Source organism: Rhizobium sp. AB2/73 (assembly GCF_020871915.1).
GTDB lineage: Bacteria > Pseudomonadota > Alphaproteobacteria > Rhizobiales > Rhizobiaceae > Rhizobium > Rhizobium dioscoreae.
The window spans coordinates 485457-501127 of the sequence record NZ_CP067074.1 but is presented as its reverse complement, the minus strand read 5'-3'; the positions used below and the strand labels follow the sequence as shown (position 1 = coordinate 501127).

Below are 15671 nucleotides of genomic sequence, written 5' to 3'. Positions count from 1 at the left end.
ATCCGCCCATGCTACGTTTCAGGTAAAGTCGAACCGGGAGCCCGCCTGTGATTATCTGGAATCTGGAAAAGTTCGAAGAGGAACGTCTCGACCTCATTGAGGTCATCGACAATCTCAAAAGGTGGGAACGTTTCTCGATAGATGATCGGCACATCATCTCATTGCAGATCACCGCCCATATGATGAGGCTGAGCGAATTGGATGAGAACTTGGCACGCCTGCGCGATGAAGAAAGGCGCGTTACGGCGTGTCTTGCCGCCAGCTAAGCCTTGTCATGAATGAGGCAGCAAGCATCGGGGACGAGTCGCGCGCAGGCAAGAAGGTATCCTGCGCGCACATAGGCATCACCCTTTTTCAGGGTTTGCTTCAAGGAGTTGCTTGACCTCTTCCAATAGCCCGCTGACCCCCGGCATTGCGATGCGATAATAGACAACAAGTCCGTGGCGTCTTGTTTCCACGACACCCGCCTCGCGCATTTTTGCAAGATGCTGCGAAAGCGCCGATTGCGACAGATCGATCTGGTGCGCCAACTGCGTCACGCTCCGCTCGCCTTTGAACAATGTTAGCACGGCCTCCTGTCTTTTTGCGTTTCACAGGACGCTGAGCACCTGACTGCAACGCTGGAAATAGAGGGAGCTATCATGTTCAGACAATCGACGCATCTTCGTTCTCCCTGTAAGGGGGTGGCTTCAAGCTTGAAGTGCGACTTGCGAATGATACCAATGGGTTATCAGTCACAAGGAAGATGCAATGGAACGCTCCTACTCCCACATCGATCTCGATGAACGTCGGAAAATCGCCTGCTGGCGAACGGCCGGCTGAGTGTTGGTGCGATCGCAGAGCAGCTCGGCTGGCATCGCTCGACGATCTTTCGCGAGATCAAACGCAACACTTTTGTCGACAAGGTGGTGCTCGATCTAACCGGCTATTACTGCGTGACTACGCACGACATGTCGTGTGATCAACATGCGAAACTCTGCAAGCTGGCGCGGTTCTCTCACGTTCGACAGTCGGTGATCGAACGCATCATGCATGGCTGGGCGTATCCGAAGCGGAAATCGCCAAAGCGCTCGAACGAATGTCCCACGATCGTTGCTCTCCTATCTAAAACCAGTTGAAATGGATGCACGACACCGGATTTTCCGAGGTGGACTGCAGCTCCAAAGAATTGCGTTTCGCGGTCCTGGCCTGAGCCGCAAAACTTCCTTCAAATCCTGGTAGGGTCGGTTGTTCTGAAGAGACAGGCAGCACCAAGCACCGGTCGCTTAAAAGACGGCTAGCGACTATTTGATCAGCGGATCATTTACCGGAGGCGCCCACAGATCCTGAATGACCGCATCGATCAGGCGGGTCTGTGGGATCGAGGACGGAGGTGCCGCTCTCCAGAAAGCACACAAAGAAGAGCAACCGAAATATTCAGTTGAACTCTCGTAGCAATTTCAATCCTGAGGCACTTGCAGTCACCGCCGCCATTATTCTCGGTCACATCCTGACAACGATCAGCAGTCCGCCGCTTCAACGGCAGAAATAACCCCGTGATTTTAGCGATCTCGTTGGCCGCTTAATTCTTTCTCATTCGACCAATAAATGGTCAAATCCCACAAGTTTCGCCGACCCAAAAGCGCGATATCCGTCTGAAAATTGAATTGGCACGCCGTTTGCTTGTGACTGATTTGACCGTTTTGACTGATTTGACGGTTTATTCAAAATAGAAAAGGGGAACTCGATGGGTTCAGAATTCAGTCGTCGTCGCTTCCTGCAAGGATCCGCGGGCGCAGCCGCCGTCGCTGGCTATATGCAGATCAATCCTGACTTCTTCATCTCGCCGGCCTTCGCGCAGGCCGGCAAGACCATGACCTTCCTGTCGGCTGAAAACATCACCGGCAACTGGGACCCGACCGCTCATACGACACTTTCTCAGAAGAATATCGAAGGTTTCGTCATGGGCTTTCTTACCCGCACGCCGATGAAACTCGATGATCCCGGCGCGGTCGTCTACGAACTGGCCACCGACATCAAGCTGCTTGACCCCCACCGGCTACAGATCAAGCTGCGAGAAGGCATCGTCTTCCATGACGGCAAGCCGTTCAAGGCAGAAGACGTCAAGGCAACCTTCGAATACGGCTCCAGGGCAGATCGTCCGGCGCAGTGGTATCCCGGCCCGACCGAGACTCTGACGATCGAAACACCTGACGATTACACCGTCATCGTCGACACATCCAAGGGCGGCTATCCGGCCCATCTCTTCATCTTTCTTGCATCCTTCCTGCCGATCATGTCGGCCAAGGACGTCGCCGGCGGCCCCGGCGGCCCGCTCTCCCAGCGGCTCAACGGCACCGGTCCATTTAAATTCGTCGAACAGCGCGGCAACGACACCGTGATGCAGGCCTATGACGGCTACTTCAAGGGCAAGCCGGTCATCCCCGGCATCAACTTCACTTTCACAGGCGACTCCACCACCCGTATGTTGTCGCTGATGAACGGCCAGGCTTCGATCGTTGAACGTCTTGAGCCTGAACAGGTTGACACGATCAAGGACAATCCCGCGATTTTCATCAACAAGGTCGTTTCGGTCGAGAACAAGTATCTGTGGTTCCGCTGCTCGAAACCGCCTTTCGACGATCCGCGTATCCGTCTTGCCGCATGCCATTCGATCGATCGCGACATGATTATGGAACTGATGGGCTCGGCCGGCCATGCCTCGTCGAACTTCGTCTCGCCGGTCAAATTTGGCTATGTCGATCTGGCGAACTACCCGAAATTCGACCCGGAAAAGGCTCAAGCCTTGCTCGCCGAAGCCGGTTTCCCAAACGGCAAAGGCCTGCCGCCACTTGAATACATCACGTCCGTCGGCTTCTATCCGAAGACCAAGGAATATGGCGAGATGCTGACCGCCATGCTGCAGGAGCAGGGATTCAACGTCAGCCTGACCGTGCTTGAACCTGCGGCCTGGAACGAGCAACTGTACCATCGCCCCGGCGGCGGCCCGGGCCATATGGTCGATTGCGGCTGGTCGACAGCGTCTCCGGAACCGGATCTGGTGCTGCGCACCCATTTCCATTCCACCTCGCACCGCATCTGCGGCATCGAGGACAAGGAGATCGATGCCAGCCTCGACAAGGAACGTTCGGCACCGACTCTGGAAGAGCGCAAGAAGATCCTTCAGGAAGAGACCATGCCTCTCATCACCGCCAAGATGCCGGCACTCTCGCTGTTCACATCCGTGATGATCCACGCAATGCAGAAGGACTTTGAGGGCATGTACATCTATCCCGACGGGTCGATCGACGCCGCCAAACCTGCTGCCTGACCGTGATCAGCCACACGCCGCGATCAGGCGGCGTGTGGACATGCCCGTGACTTCTCGAGCGGAGTGACTGAATGTTTGCCGTGAACTTCCTGATGCGACGCCTCATGCAGGGCGCCATCATCATATTCCTTGTGTCCTTGCTGATCTTTACCCTCTTGCGGGTGGTGCCGGGTGACCCGGTACGCCTCATGGCGGGCGGCATGGCGCCCGAAGCACTGATCGAAAAGATCGCAACCGACATGGGCCTTCGCGATCCCATACTGGTGCAATTCGGTCGCTACATGGGCGGTGTGGTTCGTGGCGATCTTGGCCAGTCCTTCGTGCGCCCGGCAAACGGCGCCTCGACCGGTGGCGCGACATTCAACGACTCAACTCGCGGCGAACGAGCAAAGGTCTTCGACCTGATTTTCGATGCACTTCCAATGACGCTTCAACTGGCGGCCGTGACGCTGGTGATTGCACTGATCTTCTCGGCAATCATCGGCATTGCGGGCGGGCTTTCGATCGGCAGATGGCCAGACAAGCTTGCCTTCTACATTTCATCGATATTCATCTCGCTGCCAAATTTCTGGCTCGGCATCGTTCTGGCATTGCTTTTCTCGGTGAAGCTCGGATGGCTTCCTGCCATTGGCTATCAGGGCTTTGCCTACACAATCCTGCCGGCAATCGTGCTGGCGGTCGAATTGTCTCCGGTGCTGATCCGCACGCTGGTCAGTTCCGTATCCAGCCAGATGATGGAGCCCTATGTGGCAGTCGGACGCGTACGTGGCCTGAGCCGTTCGCGGATCATCTCCAACCATGCCCTGCGCAACGCCTCGGTGCCGCTTCTCAACCTGCTCGGTGTGCAATTCTCCAGCCTGCTCGGCGGGGTCATCATCGTCGAATATATCTTCGATTATCCCGGGCTCGGCCTTCTGACCATCAATGCCGTGCTGCAGCGCGACTTTCCGTTGATCCAGGGTATCGCGATCGTCACGAGCGCCATCTTTGTACTGATCAACATTGTCGTCGATCTCGTCGCAACAACCATCGATCCGAGGCTTGAATACTGATGTCCATCACATCCGCACTCGACACCCCGATCACTTCGAAAATGGCAAGCCGCTCGATTGCGCGCCGCATATTCGATCGCGCCGCATCGACGCCCGGTTTTCGCATTGGCCTTGCGATCTTCCTGCTGCTTGCGATTGCCGCCGCACTTTATCCGGAAATCAGTGGCGTCGACCCGACCAAGATGGATGTGAAGGCCCGCCTTCTGCCGCCACTTTTCTTCGGCGACAACTGGAGCTGGGGCCACCCGCTTGGCACCGATCAGATTGGCCGCGACATGCTGGTGAGGTCGCTTGTCGGCCTGCGTTACTCCTTCCTGATCGGGATTGCATCGGTTGCAGTGACACTCGTCATCGGCTGTGCCCTCGGCACGATCGCCGGTTACTTCGGCGGTCGTATCGACATGCTGATCATGCGTCTGACCGATGCGCAGCTGTCTATCCCGATGATCATTCTGGCGATCGCCGTTCTTGGCGTGTCGCGCCCGACAATTCCGGCCATCGTCCTGGTGCTTGGTCTCTCAAGCTGGCCGGTCTATGCGCGCATCATGCGCAGCATTGTGATGACGGAAAGGCAGCGGGAATATGTGCGCGCTGCCAAACTTGGGGGCTCGACCGATTTCCGCATTATCGTCAGCCTGCTTCTGCCGCTGCTCCTGCCGCCGGTGATCTTCACCTCGGTGCTTGATGTGGCGCGCATGATGATCTTTGAATCGACACTCGGCTTCCTCGGCCTGGGTGTCCAGCCGCCGACGCCGACCTTCGGCAATATCATTGCCGATGGCCGAAAGTATCTTCTAAACGCCTGGTGGATCGCAACCATGCCCGGCATTTTCCTAGGCCTCACTTTAACCAGCATCAATCTCATAGGCGCTTCGCTGGAACGGGCCCGCAACACCATTCACGGAGGGTCCGAGTGATGATCAAGCCGCTTCTTGAGCTGCAAAACCTCACCGTTAATGCCGGTCGCTCGGACAAGGCGAAGATTATTCTGGACAATATCTCCTTCAGCCTCGCGCCGCGAGAGATCGTCGGTGTGGTCGGGGCCAGCGGAGCCGGCAAGACGGTGCTGTCCAAGGCAGTCGTCAACTGGCTGGAACCGCCGCTTTCCGTGCGTTCCGGCAGCGTCCACTTCGAAGGCAAGGATATTTACGGCATCTCCGAGAACGAGATGCGTACCCTGCGCCGCCGGGTCGCCTATGTCGGCGCCAATCCGATGGGTGCACTCGATCCGACACTGCCGGTCGGCGTCCAGATCGTCGAGAAGCTGCGTGCGGTCGTTCCAGGAACCTCGCGGAAAGAGGCGGAAAAGCGCACGATCGAGCTTCTGGAGGCCGTCCGCATTCCCTCGGCCCGCAGCCGTTTCAGCGACTACCCTTCGCAGTTTTCCGGCGGCATGATGCAGCGCGCACTGATCGTTGATGCGTTGGTAACGAACCCGGCGCTGCTGATTGCAGATAACGTCACCCAGCCGCTCGACGTTACCGTCGCAGCCCAGGTCATCCGTCTGATGAAGGAACTGACAGATGGTTTCAATACCGCTGTGCTGTTCGTCTCCTCCTCCCTTCCCGTTGCCCGCGAAGCCTGCAACCGGATTTTGGTGATGGAGAAAGGTCGCATCGTCGAGGAACAGGAAACCGAAAGGCTGATCGCCGCCCCTGCATATGCCTATACGAAGGAGCTTGTCGAACAGACGCCGAAGATCTGGATCGAAAAGACCGAGATGCCGCGTCTCAACGACAAACGCGACGTTGTCTTGAGCCTGCGCGATGCCTCACAGGTCTACAGGGTAAAGAAGAAGACCGGCTTCGGTGGCTTCAACCATGTGCGTGCGGTTCGCAACGTCACATTCGATGTCCGGCGCGGCGACAGTTTCGCGATCGTCGGTGAATCCGGTTGTGGCAAGTCGACGCTGATGCGGCTTCTGAGCAGGCTGGAACTGCCGAGCTCCGGCCAGGTTCTGTGCGGTGCCGACGATATCGCCATGCTCGGTGGCAAAGACCTTCTGACCTTCCGCAAGAAGCTGCAAATGGTACTGCAGGATCCGTTCGGCTCCCTGCCGCCACGCACATCGGTCGGGAAGATGCTGGAGGGCCCGCTTCGCACGCACGGATGGAAGGACAGTGCCAAAATTCGTGAGCGGGTGCTCAAGGTCATGGGCGAAGTCGGCCTCTCCGCCGATCTCTACGAGGAATTGCCGATCGGCCTGAGTGCCGGCCAGCGCCAGCGCATCAACGTTGCCCGTGCGCTGGTTCTGGAGCCTGAAATCCTGATCATGGACGAAACGCTTTCTGCCCTGGACCAGACAGAACAGTTCAAGCTTCTCGATCTTTTCCAGAAGCTGCAGAAGGAATACGACCTCACTTACATCTTCATCTCCCACGACCTTGCGATGGTCCGCAAGGTCTGCAACCGGGTGGCGGTGATGTATCTCGGCGAGGTCTTCGAACTGGCTGATAACGAGCGGTTGTTCTTCGATCCCGGACATCCGTACACAATGGCGTTGCTCAGCGCGATGCCGACACTTGAAGAACGCCGCTACAAGGCGGAAGACTGCCTTCTGGAAGGTGAACCGCCAAGCCCGATCGATATTCCTCCAGGTTGCAGCTTCAAGTCGCGCTGTCCGCGTGCGATGGAGAGATGCGGCAGCCTGCAGCCTGCGCTTACCGCGCGTGGCAGCCAGGATTTCGCCGCCTGTCATCTCATCCAGCCATTGGCTCTCGATGACGCAACCCGTCAAATGGCTTTAGCCTGACCATGGTTGCGGCGCCACAGACGGGGCCGCGACGATCACTAGAATCCAGGGTGCATTCATGAGTTTCACCGAACATCGCCTCAAGCTTATCCTCGACATGCTGAAGCAAACCCAGCGCGTCAATGTGAGGGAGCTTGCCGATTATCTGCAGGTCAGCCAGGAGTCCATCCGGCGCGACCTTAAGGAACTTGAGATGCGCGGTTATGCCCGCCGCGTCTATGGCGGCGCGGTCCTTGACCAGCAGGAAAGCGATCAGCCGTTTACCGACCGACTGCGCGTCAGCTCACGCGAGAAAGCCAAGATCGGCGAGGCCGCAGCGTCGCTGGTCGAGGACGGCATGAAGGTGTTCATCGATACCGGCACTACAACGATTGCCTGCCTGAAACATATCGAGACGCGCAAGGACTTGACTGTTGTCAGCAATTCGCTGGCGGTCGCAGCCCACTTCTTCAATCTGCCGCAGGCAAGTGTGCGGGTTCTTGGCGGTCGCATGCGCCCGGATTATCAGGCGACCTACGGCCATGAGACCGTGGCCGCGCTGAAGGAGCATTTCTTCGATCTCGCGATTATCGCCATCAGCGCCATTCACGCCGAACGCGGGTTCATGGATTTCGGCGAGGACGAGGCGATCCTGCGCCGCGTCGCCAAGGCCCAGGCAAAACGTTCGATCATTGTTGCCGACAGTTCCAAGTTTGGTCGCCTCGGCTCCATCCACACATTCGGCCTCAGCGAAATCGACGCGGTGGTGACCAGCGGCGTCATCGCGCGGGAATTTGAAGATCAATTCAATCAATCCAAAGTGGAAATCATACATGCCTGATGTCTCCTCCTCCCCTGCCCCGATCAATGCCGCGCGGCTCCAGATGCTGATGGAGACCCTCTCCACTTTTGGCGGCGGCCCCGATGGCTCGATGACCCGCCTGACGCTTTCCAGGGAAGACGGAATGGCACGCGACTGGCTGGGGCACTGGTTTGCCGAAAACGGCTTCGAGCAGGCCGTAGACGCGATCGGCAACCAGTTCGGCAAGATGACCTTGGCGGGCGCAAATGCGCCCGTCATCATGGTCGGTTCCCATATCGACAGCCAGCCGAACGGCGGTCGTTTCGACGGAGCGCTTGGCGTCGTCGCCGCCTGCGAGGCGGTTTTATCCGTCAGCGAACGTCTCAAGGCGGAAGGCAGGTTGTCCGCCTGCAACTTCCAGATCGTCAACTGGACCAACGAGGAAGGCGCCCGTTTCCAGCCGAGCCTGCTCGGCAGCAGCGTGTTTACCGGCGCCATTGACCTGGAATGGGCGCTGGAACGGGCCGACGGTGACGGCATTACGGTGCGCCAGTCGCTGGACGAGATCGGTTATGCTGGCAAGGAAAAGGTGGAAATTCCCGACGCATTGATCGAGCTGCATATAGAAGGTGACACGACGCTCAGCCGCGCCGGGGAGCGGTTCGGTATCTTCACGCGGTTCTGGGGCGCGACAAAATATCGCCTCGCCTTCCATGGACGCCAGGCACATACCGGCGCAACCCCGATGGCAGATCGCAAGGATGCGCTGCTTGCTGCTGCCTATCTGATCGCCGATCTCAAGCAGATATCGACCGAACACGGGCTGGACCTGCATACGTCGGTTGGCCGCCTGGAAGTCTTCCCCAATTCACCCAATGTCGTGCCGGCCGAAGCCGTGCTGTTCATCGAGCTGCGCTCGGGATCGCCAGACGTCCTGACGGAGGCGGAACGCAAGATGAAGATCAGGATCGAGGAAGCGGCGATGAGAGCCGGCGTCACCTCGGAAGTCCGCTCTATCGACCGCCGCAAGGCAGGAAGGTTCGCGCCGGGCCTGGTGACGCTTGCGCAAAGTGCTGCGGCGCATCTCGGCCAGAGCGCCCGTCACCTCGATACGATCGGAGGCCATGATGCCGTTGCCGTCTCCGATGTCTGCCCGGCGGTGGTACTGGCGGTTCAGAGCCGTGACGGCGTTATCCACCACCCCACCGAGTATACCTCGCCTGAAGACCAGGCCCTTGGCACGCAGATAGTGGCGGACATGCTTTACAAGATCGCCTGCGAAGGTTTGAAAGTTGTCGAACTCAGCGAGGCTGCCGAATGAAGAGATCGGGCTCTCCTCAATCACCGATGGAAGCCCGCGCGGAGAAGGCGCTTTCAGTCTTTTCCGCAGTGATTGGCGACACCCCTTCCTATGCGCCGGGGACGGCAGCTGTCGCATCGCCGTCCTATCATGCCGTCGAATCCTGCGGTTTCGTGGTCGCGCCGACAGACGGGGAGGCACGTTATTTCCTGCGTCTCGGTGCCGATGAGGTAACCGATCTCGTGGATGCTGAGACCGCAAATGCTGCAGCACACCGTTTTCACAGCCTTGGTCTTTCGCCTGAGCCGATTGGTTACGATGCCGGAACGGCCAGCATGCTGTTTGCCCGACTTGGCGACGGCTGGCGAGCGGCAAGGATCGACGATCTGATGCAGCCGAAAACTGTTGCCCGCCTGATCGAGATGCAGACGACGATCGCAGGGAGTGTTTCCACCGGCCGAACATGGTCAGTCTTCGACGGCATCGATCAGCTCTGGGCGATCGTGAGTGCCGGTGACACCAGCCTGCCCGGCGATGTCGAATGGATGCTCTCCTGGATGACGCCGATCCGCGAGGCAGTTTCAGCGGCCGGCGTGGACCTGAAACCGGCCCATGGTGATCCGCAGGCTTCGAATGTCATGCTAGGCCCAGACGGGAAAATGCAGCTCGTGGACTTCGACATGGCTGCCGACATTGACCCCTACTATCAGCTCGGCGTCCAGATGAACGAACTCTACCAGTTCGAAAGCCAGATGAGGCCCTTGCTGGAAATGCACGATGGAGGTTTCAGCGAAAGAACCTTCAACCGCTGCCGTGTCTATGCGGCGGCAGACGACCTCTACTGGGCGTTGCGCAGCCTCGTACTGGAGCTTCGTTCGCCGCCGCGGGGTGTCGAATTCCTGAAATATGCCGGCTGGCGGTTCCTGCGTTGCCGAATGCTGCTCGGCCAGCCGGATTTCGAGGCCAGGCTGAGAGCGCTCTAGGCATACGATAACGACAACGGGCTAGAAACAATAACGGGAACAAGCCTATGAATGAACTGGGAATGGCACGATCCGATGCCGAACGGGCAGTTGAGGCTGCAATCATCCAGGTGCCACCTTGGGAAGGACGGCGGCTGCGCTACAGTCCGGTTTCCGGCGGAATCAGCAACACCAATTTCCGCATTGAGGTCGAAGGCGAAGAGCGCGGGTATTTTCTAAAGATTCCCGGCCGAGGCACCGAGATGTTCATCGATCGCAAGGCCGCCGCTGCCGCCAGCAAGCAGGCAGAAGTCATCGGAATCGGCCCGAAGACATTCGACTATCTCGATCACCTCGACATCGAAATCGCCGAGTTCATCGATGGTCGCCGCGCCTCGACACATAGGGATTTTGCAGACCCGGCGATCCGCAACGAAGCGGTACGCGTCTACCGGCAGTTTCACGATGCCCCTGCCCTGCCGCTGACAAAAACCGTCTTCGACATGATCGAGGAACATTTCGACCAAGTGCGTCAGCTTGACGGCCACTGGCCGCTCGACCACGACTGGCTCTTCCGCAATTACAGACAGGCGCGCGCCGCGCTTGAGGCATCCGGGCTCGATCTGGTGCCCTGTTTCAACGACCCGATGCCGGGCAATTTCCTGATCGGTGACGACAAGTCGATTAAGCTGATCGATTTCGAATATGCGTCGAACAATGAGAGGCTCTACGATCTCGCGATCTGGAGTGGCGAGATGTTCTATTCCGAGGCGACCGACTGCGAGATAATCGAGGAGTATTTCGGTCGTTACGACAAGGCGCATCACGCTCGCTTCATCGTCCACAAGGCACTCGCCGACATCAAGTGGAGCACCTGGGCGATGGTACAAAACCGGATATCGACCCTCGATTTCGACTTTTACAAGTACGGAATCTGGAAGCATATGCGCGCCCGCTCGATCATCCACGATCCCCGTTGGCCCCTGTTTTTGAAAGCCCTTTGATGCCCGTCACCGATATCAGCCCGCAAGAAGCTGCGACCTATATCACCTTCGCCGCGGAACTCGCCGACGCCGCGCGTCCGCTGGCGCTCTCCTATTTCCGGACCCCGCTCGACGTGATCTCAAAACTCGACGATAGCCCGGTGACAATCGCCGACCGGACGATCGAAAAACATCTCCGCGAGATGATCGAGGCGCGCTTTCCCGATCACGGCATCCATGGTGAGGAGTTCGGCGTAAAGGAAGGTAACGCCTTTACATGGGTGCTGGACCCGATCGACGGCACCAAGAGCTTCATCACCGGTTTCCCGCTGTTTGGTACGCTTGTCTCACTGACATTTCAGGAAAAGCCATTCTGTGGTCTGATCGATATTCCGGCCACCGGCGAACGCTGGCAGGGCCGGCCGGGAGAGACACTCTTTGCTGGCAAGCCGGCCCACGCCAGCGGCTGCGAGAACCTCTCCAGCGCCCGTTTTTATACGACTTCGCCGGACATGTTCGTGGACAGCGAAGCCGAGAGCTTCGAGCGTCTCTCCCGCAAAGCCAGGCTGCGGCGTTTCGGTGGAGACTGCTACATCTATGGTCTGATCGCTTCCGGCCATTGCGACATCGCTCTCGAGACGGGACTTCAACCTTACGACTACATGGCTCTCGTGCCCGTTGTGACGGGTGCCGGCGGATGCATTACGGACTGGCGAGGCAATGCGCTTTCGATCCATTCCGACGGACGGGTTCTGGCGTCGGCTACCCCGAGACTTCATGACGAAGCCCTGGCCCTCCTCAACCGGTGACGTGAACAAATGCCCTATACTACGACAATCGAGCAGACTGTCTTCCGCTTTGATGACCTGAAAATGCTGCTGGCGAAAGCAACCCCGGAGCGCTCCGGCGACCAGCTGGCCGGTATTGCGGCGCAAGGCCCGGTCGAGCGCTTGGCAGCCCAGATGGCGCTGGCCGATCTCCCCTTGAAAGCATTTCTCGGCGAGGAGCTCATTTCGTCGGAGGATGACGAGGTTTCCCGACTGATCGCGCAACGGCACGATCCGGCAGCCTTTTCCGCAGTTTCCTCGCTTACTGTCGGTGAATTGCGCGAATGGCTGCTCAGGCCCGAGACGACGCACGAGCGGCTGGAGGCGGTGACCTTCGGACTGACACCGGAAATGATCGCGGCCGTGTCGAAGATCCATGCGCCTGCAGGACATGATAGCTGTTTCTGCCAAGCGACGTGTCGTGACGCGATTCCGCAACACGATCGGGCTCGCCGGGCGGCTTTCCACCCGCAACCAGCCCAACCACCCGACGGATGACAGCCGCGGCATCATAGCGTCTGCCATCGACGGGCTGCTGATGGGGTCGGGAGATGCCGTGATTGGCGTCAATCCCGCGACCGATGCGACAGATGACTATATCCGCATTGTTTCCTTGCTCGACGAATTGCGGGAAAAGCTTGCGATCCCGACGCAGACATGTTGCCTTGGCCATGTAACGACGGCGATCCAGGCAATCGAACGGGGTGCGCCGGTCGATCTCGTCTTCCAGTCGGTGGCGGGATCGGAAAAAGCCAATCGCGGCTTCGGCGTCGATCTGGCGCTTCTGAAGGAGGCGCACGAGGCGGGGCGGTCGCTGGGTCGTGGCGGGCCGGGCGCAAACGTCATGTATTTCGAGACTGGGCAGGGCGCGGCGCTTTCGGCCGATGCGCATTTTGGCGTCGACCAGCAGACGATGGAGGCACGTGCCTATGCCGTGGCGCGCGAGTTCGATCCACTGCTCGTCAATACGGTCGTCGGTTTCATCGGGCCGGAATACTTGTTCAACGGCAAGCAGATCATCCGTGCCGGCATCGAGGATCATTTCTGCGGCAAGCTCCTTGGCCTGCCGATGGGCGTCGACGTCTGCTACACCAACCATGCCGATGCTGATCAGGAAGATATGGATACGCTGTTGACGCTCCTCTGCGCAGCCAGTGTCAATTTCGTCATCACCGTTCCCGGCGCCGACGATATCATGCTGAACTACCAGTCGCTATCGCATCACGATGCCGTCTATTGCCGCGAGACGCTGAAGCGGCCACCCGCACCAGAGTTCGAGAAATGGCTTTTCGAAATCGGCCTGACCGATCCAGATGGCGCGCTGGTCGGCGAGCCTGCCGCGCTTTCCCATTATGTCCGCAACAGCGCATTGATCGGAGCCTGACATGGAAAAGGTGCGAGAACCCACTGCTGCCGGAAAAAACCTCACTATCAAGGATATGACCGATGCGCGTGTTTCGCTCGGCCGTCATGGCGCGGGTCTTCCGACACGCGCTCAACTTGCCTTCCTTCTGGACCACGCGCGGGCACGCGAAGCGGTCTGGACGAGCGTCGACCGGCCCTCGCTGGCAGAGAGGCTCGATCGTCTCGGCCTTCCGGCTGTCAATGTCGATAGCATGGCAAGTGACCGCAGCACCTATGTGCGGCGGCCGGATCTTGGCCGGCGGCTTGCGGCGGAATCCGAAAAACGGCTGAAACATGAGAGAACGATCAATGGCTATGATGTCGCAATTATCGTCGCGGACGGCCTGTCGTCCCACGCGATCGATCTCAATGCCGTGCCGTTGATCGAGGCGCTTGTTTCGAAGCTCGCTATCCTGAACCTGACGGCTGCACCAATTGTGCTGGCGTGCCAGGCGCGCGTCGCGCTCGGCGATCCTGCCGGTGAGGCACTAGGTGCAAAACTGACGATCGTGCTTGTCGGCGAACGTCCGGGACTTTCAGCTGCCGACAGCCTCGGTGCTTATATCACTTACGGTCCCAAGTCGGGAAACCTGGATTCCAGCCGAAATTGTGTCTCCAATATCAGGGATGGTGGTCTGCCGGTCTGCGAAGCTGCCGAGATCATTGCGACGCTGACCAGGGATATGATGAGGACCCGCGTCAGTGGCGTGGCGCTCAAGGCTGCCATGGTGGAGTTTCTCGAAAGACATGACAATTCGCTTCCAGCTAAAGACCTACTGACAATTTGAAGTTTTTGGGGTGCGAAACCCTCGGAACGTGGCGCATCTGCTTTGGAAGGATTGCGGCCTGTCGTCGAAAGTCCAGTCGGCTGCGTCGTGTTGAGTGCGGAGAGGCTGATGAAGGGAAGTTAGACATCGCTCGCTGGAGCAAGGAGGGTGTGCGTATTCTCGATGCTCAGGCGAAAACGTGGAGGAATTTTGATCTCATGATTTTACATTTTCGAGTGTTTTCGGCTCTCCTCCATGTTGCCACCGGACAAGGAAACTGACATCATCATTTTGCAGGCTTCAACGGGCCGCTAATATTCCATGAGCAGGGTAGCTCTCGACCGGAAACGGGCGGGAGCTTTTTTATTTTTTGGTGGGCGATGATGCATTCAGAAAGCTGGCGGGTCGGTGTGCTGTTCTCCGAGACGGGTGTGACCGGAGCCGTCGAAAAAACCCAGAGGTTCGCGACCTTGCTGGCGATTGACGAAATCAATGCGGCTGGCGGCGTCCTCGGCCGGATGATCGAGCCTGTCGCCTATGACCCTAAATCGACGCCCAATTTCTATAAGGAACTTGCGGTCAAGCTTTGCGACGAGGATCGGGTCCGGGTCGTTTTCGGTTGCCATATGTCTAGCACCCGCAAAGCCGTACTGCCCGTCATCGAAGCTCGAGAGGCCCTGCTATTCTATCCGACACTGTATGAGGGGTTTGAATACTCTCGGCACTGTATCTACACCGGGGCCGCACCCAACCAAAACTCCGTGCAGCTGGTCGACTTCCTCACAAAGCATTATGGAAAGCGGGTTTTCCTTGTGGGTTCGAACTACGTCTACCCTTACGAATCCAACCGGACGATCAGCGATCTCTTTCTTCAGCTGGGCGGTCAGGTGCTGGACGAAATATATGTTCCTCTCAACCTAAAGCCCGAAGACGTCGCCAAAATCATCCGGCACATTCGAGCGGCGAAACCGGATGTCATCTATTCAACGATCGTCGGCGACGGTATCATTCCCTTCTACACGGCGTTCAAGGAGGCAGGGTTTGATGCGGCGACGATGCCCATCGCCAGTCAATCGACAAGCGAGGCCGACGTGATCCGCATGCGGCCGGAGGTGGCCGAAGGACATATCACGGCTGCGCCCTTTTTCGCCTCCCTGGATACGCCTCGCGCGCGTGCCTTCGTCTTGGCTTACCAACAGCGATACGGCCAGCAGATGCTGCCGACGGCGCCGGCCGAAGCGGCCTATTTCCAGGTCTATCTCTATGCGGGAGCTTTGCAGCGGGCCGGTGGCGATGGGCTGGAGCAGCTTCTTCCAGCCCTTTACGAGGTCGAGTACGACGCTCCGCAGGGCGCTGTGAAGATAGACCGGCTGACGAACCACACCCATCTGTGGCCAAGGGTTGCAAAAGTAAATGCGCAAGGCAGCTATAACATCGTCCATGACCCGTCGCTGCGCGTGGCGCCAGATCCGTTCATGCGAGAATATCGCCCGGACCTGACACAGCCGTTCCCACATCGTGTTCAGGTCTGAG

12 protein-coding genes and 3 pseudogenes are annotated in these 15671 nt (G+C 58.4%); 14 read left to right on the top strand and 1 reads right to left on the bottom strand.

Annotation, left to right across the window (positions count from 1 at the left end):
* Window positions 1-50: 50 nt before the first annotated feature.
* Window positions 51-266 carry a hypothetical protein gene (locus tag I8E17_RS33425; protein WP_209160050.1) on the top strand — a complete coding sequence of 72 codons (216 nt, stop codon included), beginning with the start codon at window positions 51-53 and terminating at the stop codon, window positions 264-266.
* A 78-nt stretch (window positions 267-344) separates the two neighbouring features.
* Here I8E17_RS33425 and I8E17_RS33420 read toward each other — a convergent pair.
* Window positions 345-572, bottom strand: a pseudogene (locus I8E17_RS33420) (metalloregulator ArsR/SmtB family transcription factor); the annotation flags it as partial.
* 178 nt (window positions 573-750) lie between these two features.
* On the opposite strand from I8E17_RS33420, the pseudogene I8E17_RS33415 reads away from it, so the two are divergent.
* The 13 genes and pseudogenes from I8E17_RS33415 to I8E17_RS33355 all read left to right on the top strand — a co-directional run.
* Window positions 751-1043: pseudogene (locus I8E17_RS33415) on the top strand (helix-turn-helix domain-containing protein); the annotation flags it as partial.
* Window positions 1044-1726: 683 nt separating this feature from the next.
* Window positions 1727-3310 (top strand): ABC transporter substrate-binding protein, encoded by a 1584-nt coding sequence (locus tag I8E17_RS33410; RefSeq protein WP_219256740.1) that lies wholly within the window; start codon window positions 1727-1729, stop codon window positions 3308-3310.
* A 71-nt stretch (window positions 3311-3381) separates the two neighbouring features.
* Window positions 3382-4362, top strand: coding sequence for an ABC transporter permease (locus tag I8E17_RS33405; protein WP_003516948.1), 981 nt, complete (start codon window positions 3382-3384; stop codon window positions 4360-4362).
* The gene (locus I8E17_RS33400) at window positions 4362-5279 is read left to right on the top strand and encodes an ABC transporter permease (RefSeq protein WP_219256739.1); all 918 of its coding nucleotides are present in this window, start codon (window positions 4362-4364) and stop codon (window positions 5277-5279) included. Before I8E17_RS33405 ends, I8E17_RS33400 begins: the two co-directional genes overlap by 1 nt.
* Window positions 5279-7114 (top strand): ABC transporter ATP-binding protein, encoded by a 1836-nt coding sequence (locus tag I8E17_RS33395; RefSeq protein ID WP_219256738.1) that lies wholly within the window; start codon window positions 5279-5281, stop codon window positions 7112-7114. Before I8E17_RS33400 ends, I8E17_RS33395 begins: the two co-directional genes overlap by 1 nt.
* Window positions 7115-7172: 58 nt before the next feature.
* Entirely contained in the window at window positions 7173-7934 is a 762-nt protein-coding gene (locus I8E17_RS33390) for a DeoR/GlpR family DNA-binding transcription regulator (RefSeq protein ID WP_219256737.1), read from the top strand.
* Window positions 7927-9216: a Zn-dependent hydrolase gene (locus I8E17_RS33385; protein WP_219256736.1), complete on the top strand. Its 1290-nt coding sequence runs from the start codon at window positions 7927-7929 to the stop codon at window positions 9214-9216. The genes I8E17_RS33390 and I8E17_RS33385 overlap by 8 nt, the downstream gene beginning before the upstream one ends.
* Window positions 9213-10178, top strand: a complete 966-nt coding sequence (locus tag I8E17_RS33380) for a phosphotransferase (RefSeq protein WP_229002293.1) — start codon at window positions 9213-9215, stop codon at window positions 10176-10178. Before I8E17_RS33385 ends, I8E17_RS33380 begins: the two co-directional genes overlap by 4 nt.
* Window positions 10179-10225: 47 nt before the next feature.
* Entirely contained in the window at window positions 10226-11161 is a 936-nt protein-coding gene (locus I8E17_RS33375; protein WP_219256735.1) for a choline/ethanolamine kinase family protein, read from the top strand.
* Complete coding sequence (gene hisN / locus I8E17_RS33370; protein WP_209160002.1) at window positions 11161-11949, top strand: histidinol-phosphatase; 789 nt, start codon at window positions 11161-11163, stop codon at window positions 11947-11949. Before I8E17_RS33375 ends, hisN begins: the two co-directional genes overlap by 1 nt.
* A 9-nt stretch (window positions 11950-11958) precedes the next feature.
* Window positions 11959-13351, top strand: a pseudogene (locus I8E17_RS33365) (ethanolamine ammonia-lyase subunit EutB).
* 1 nt (window position 13352) lies between these two features.
* The gene (gene eutC / locus I8E17_RS33360) at window positions 13353-14159 is read left to right on the top strand and encodes an ethanolamine ammonia-lyase subunit EutC (RefSeq protein WP_219256734.1); all 807 of its coding nucleotides are present in this window, start codon (window positions 13353-13355) and stop codon (window positions 14157-14159) included.
* A gap of 359 nt (window positions 14160-14518) precedes the next feature.
* Entirely contained in the window at window positions 14519-15670 is a 1152-nt protein-coding gene (locus tag I8E17_RS33355) for a transporter substrate-binding domain-containing protein (protein ID WP_209159976.1), read from the top strand.
* Window position 15671: the final 1 nt, after the last annotated feature.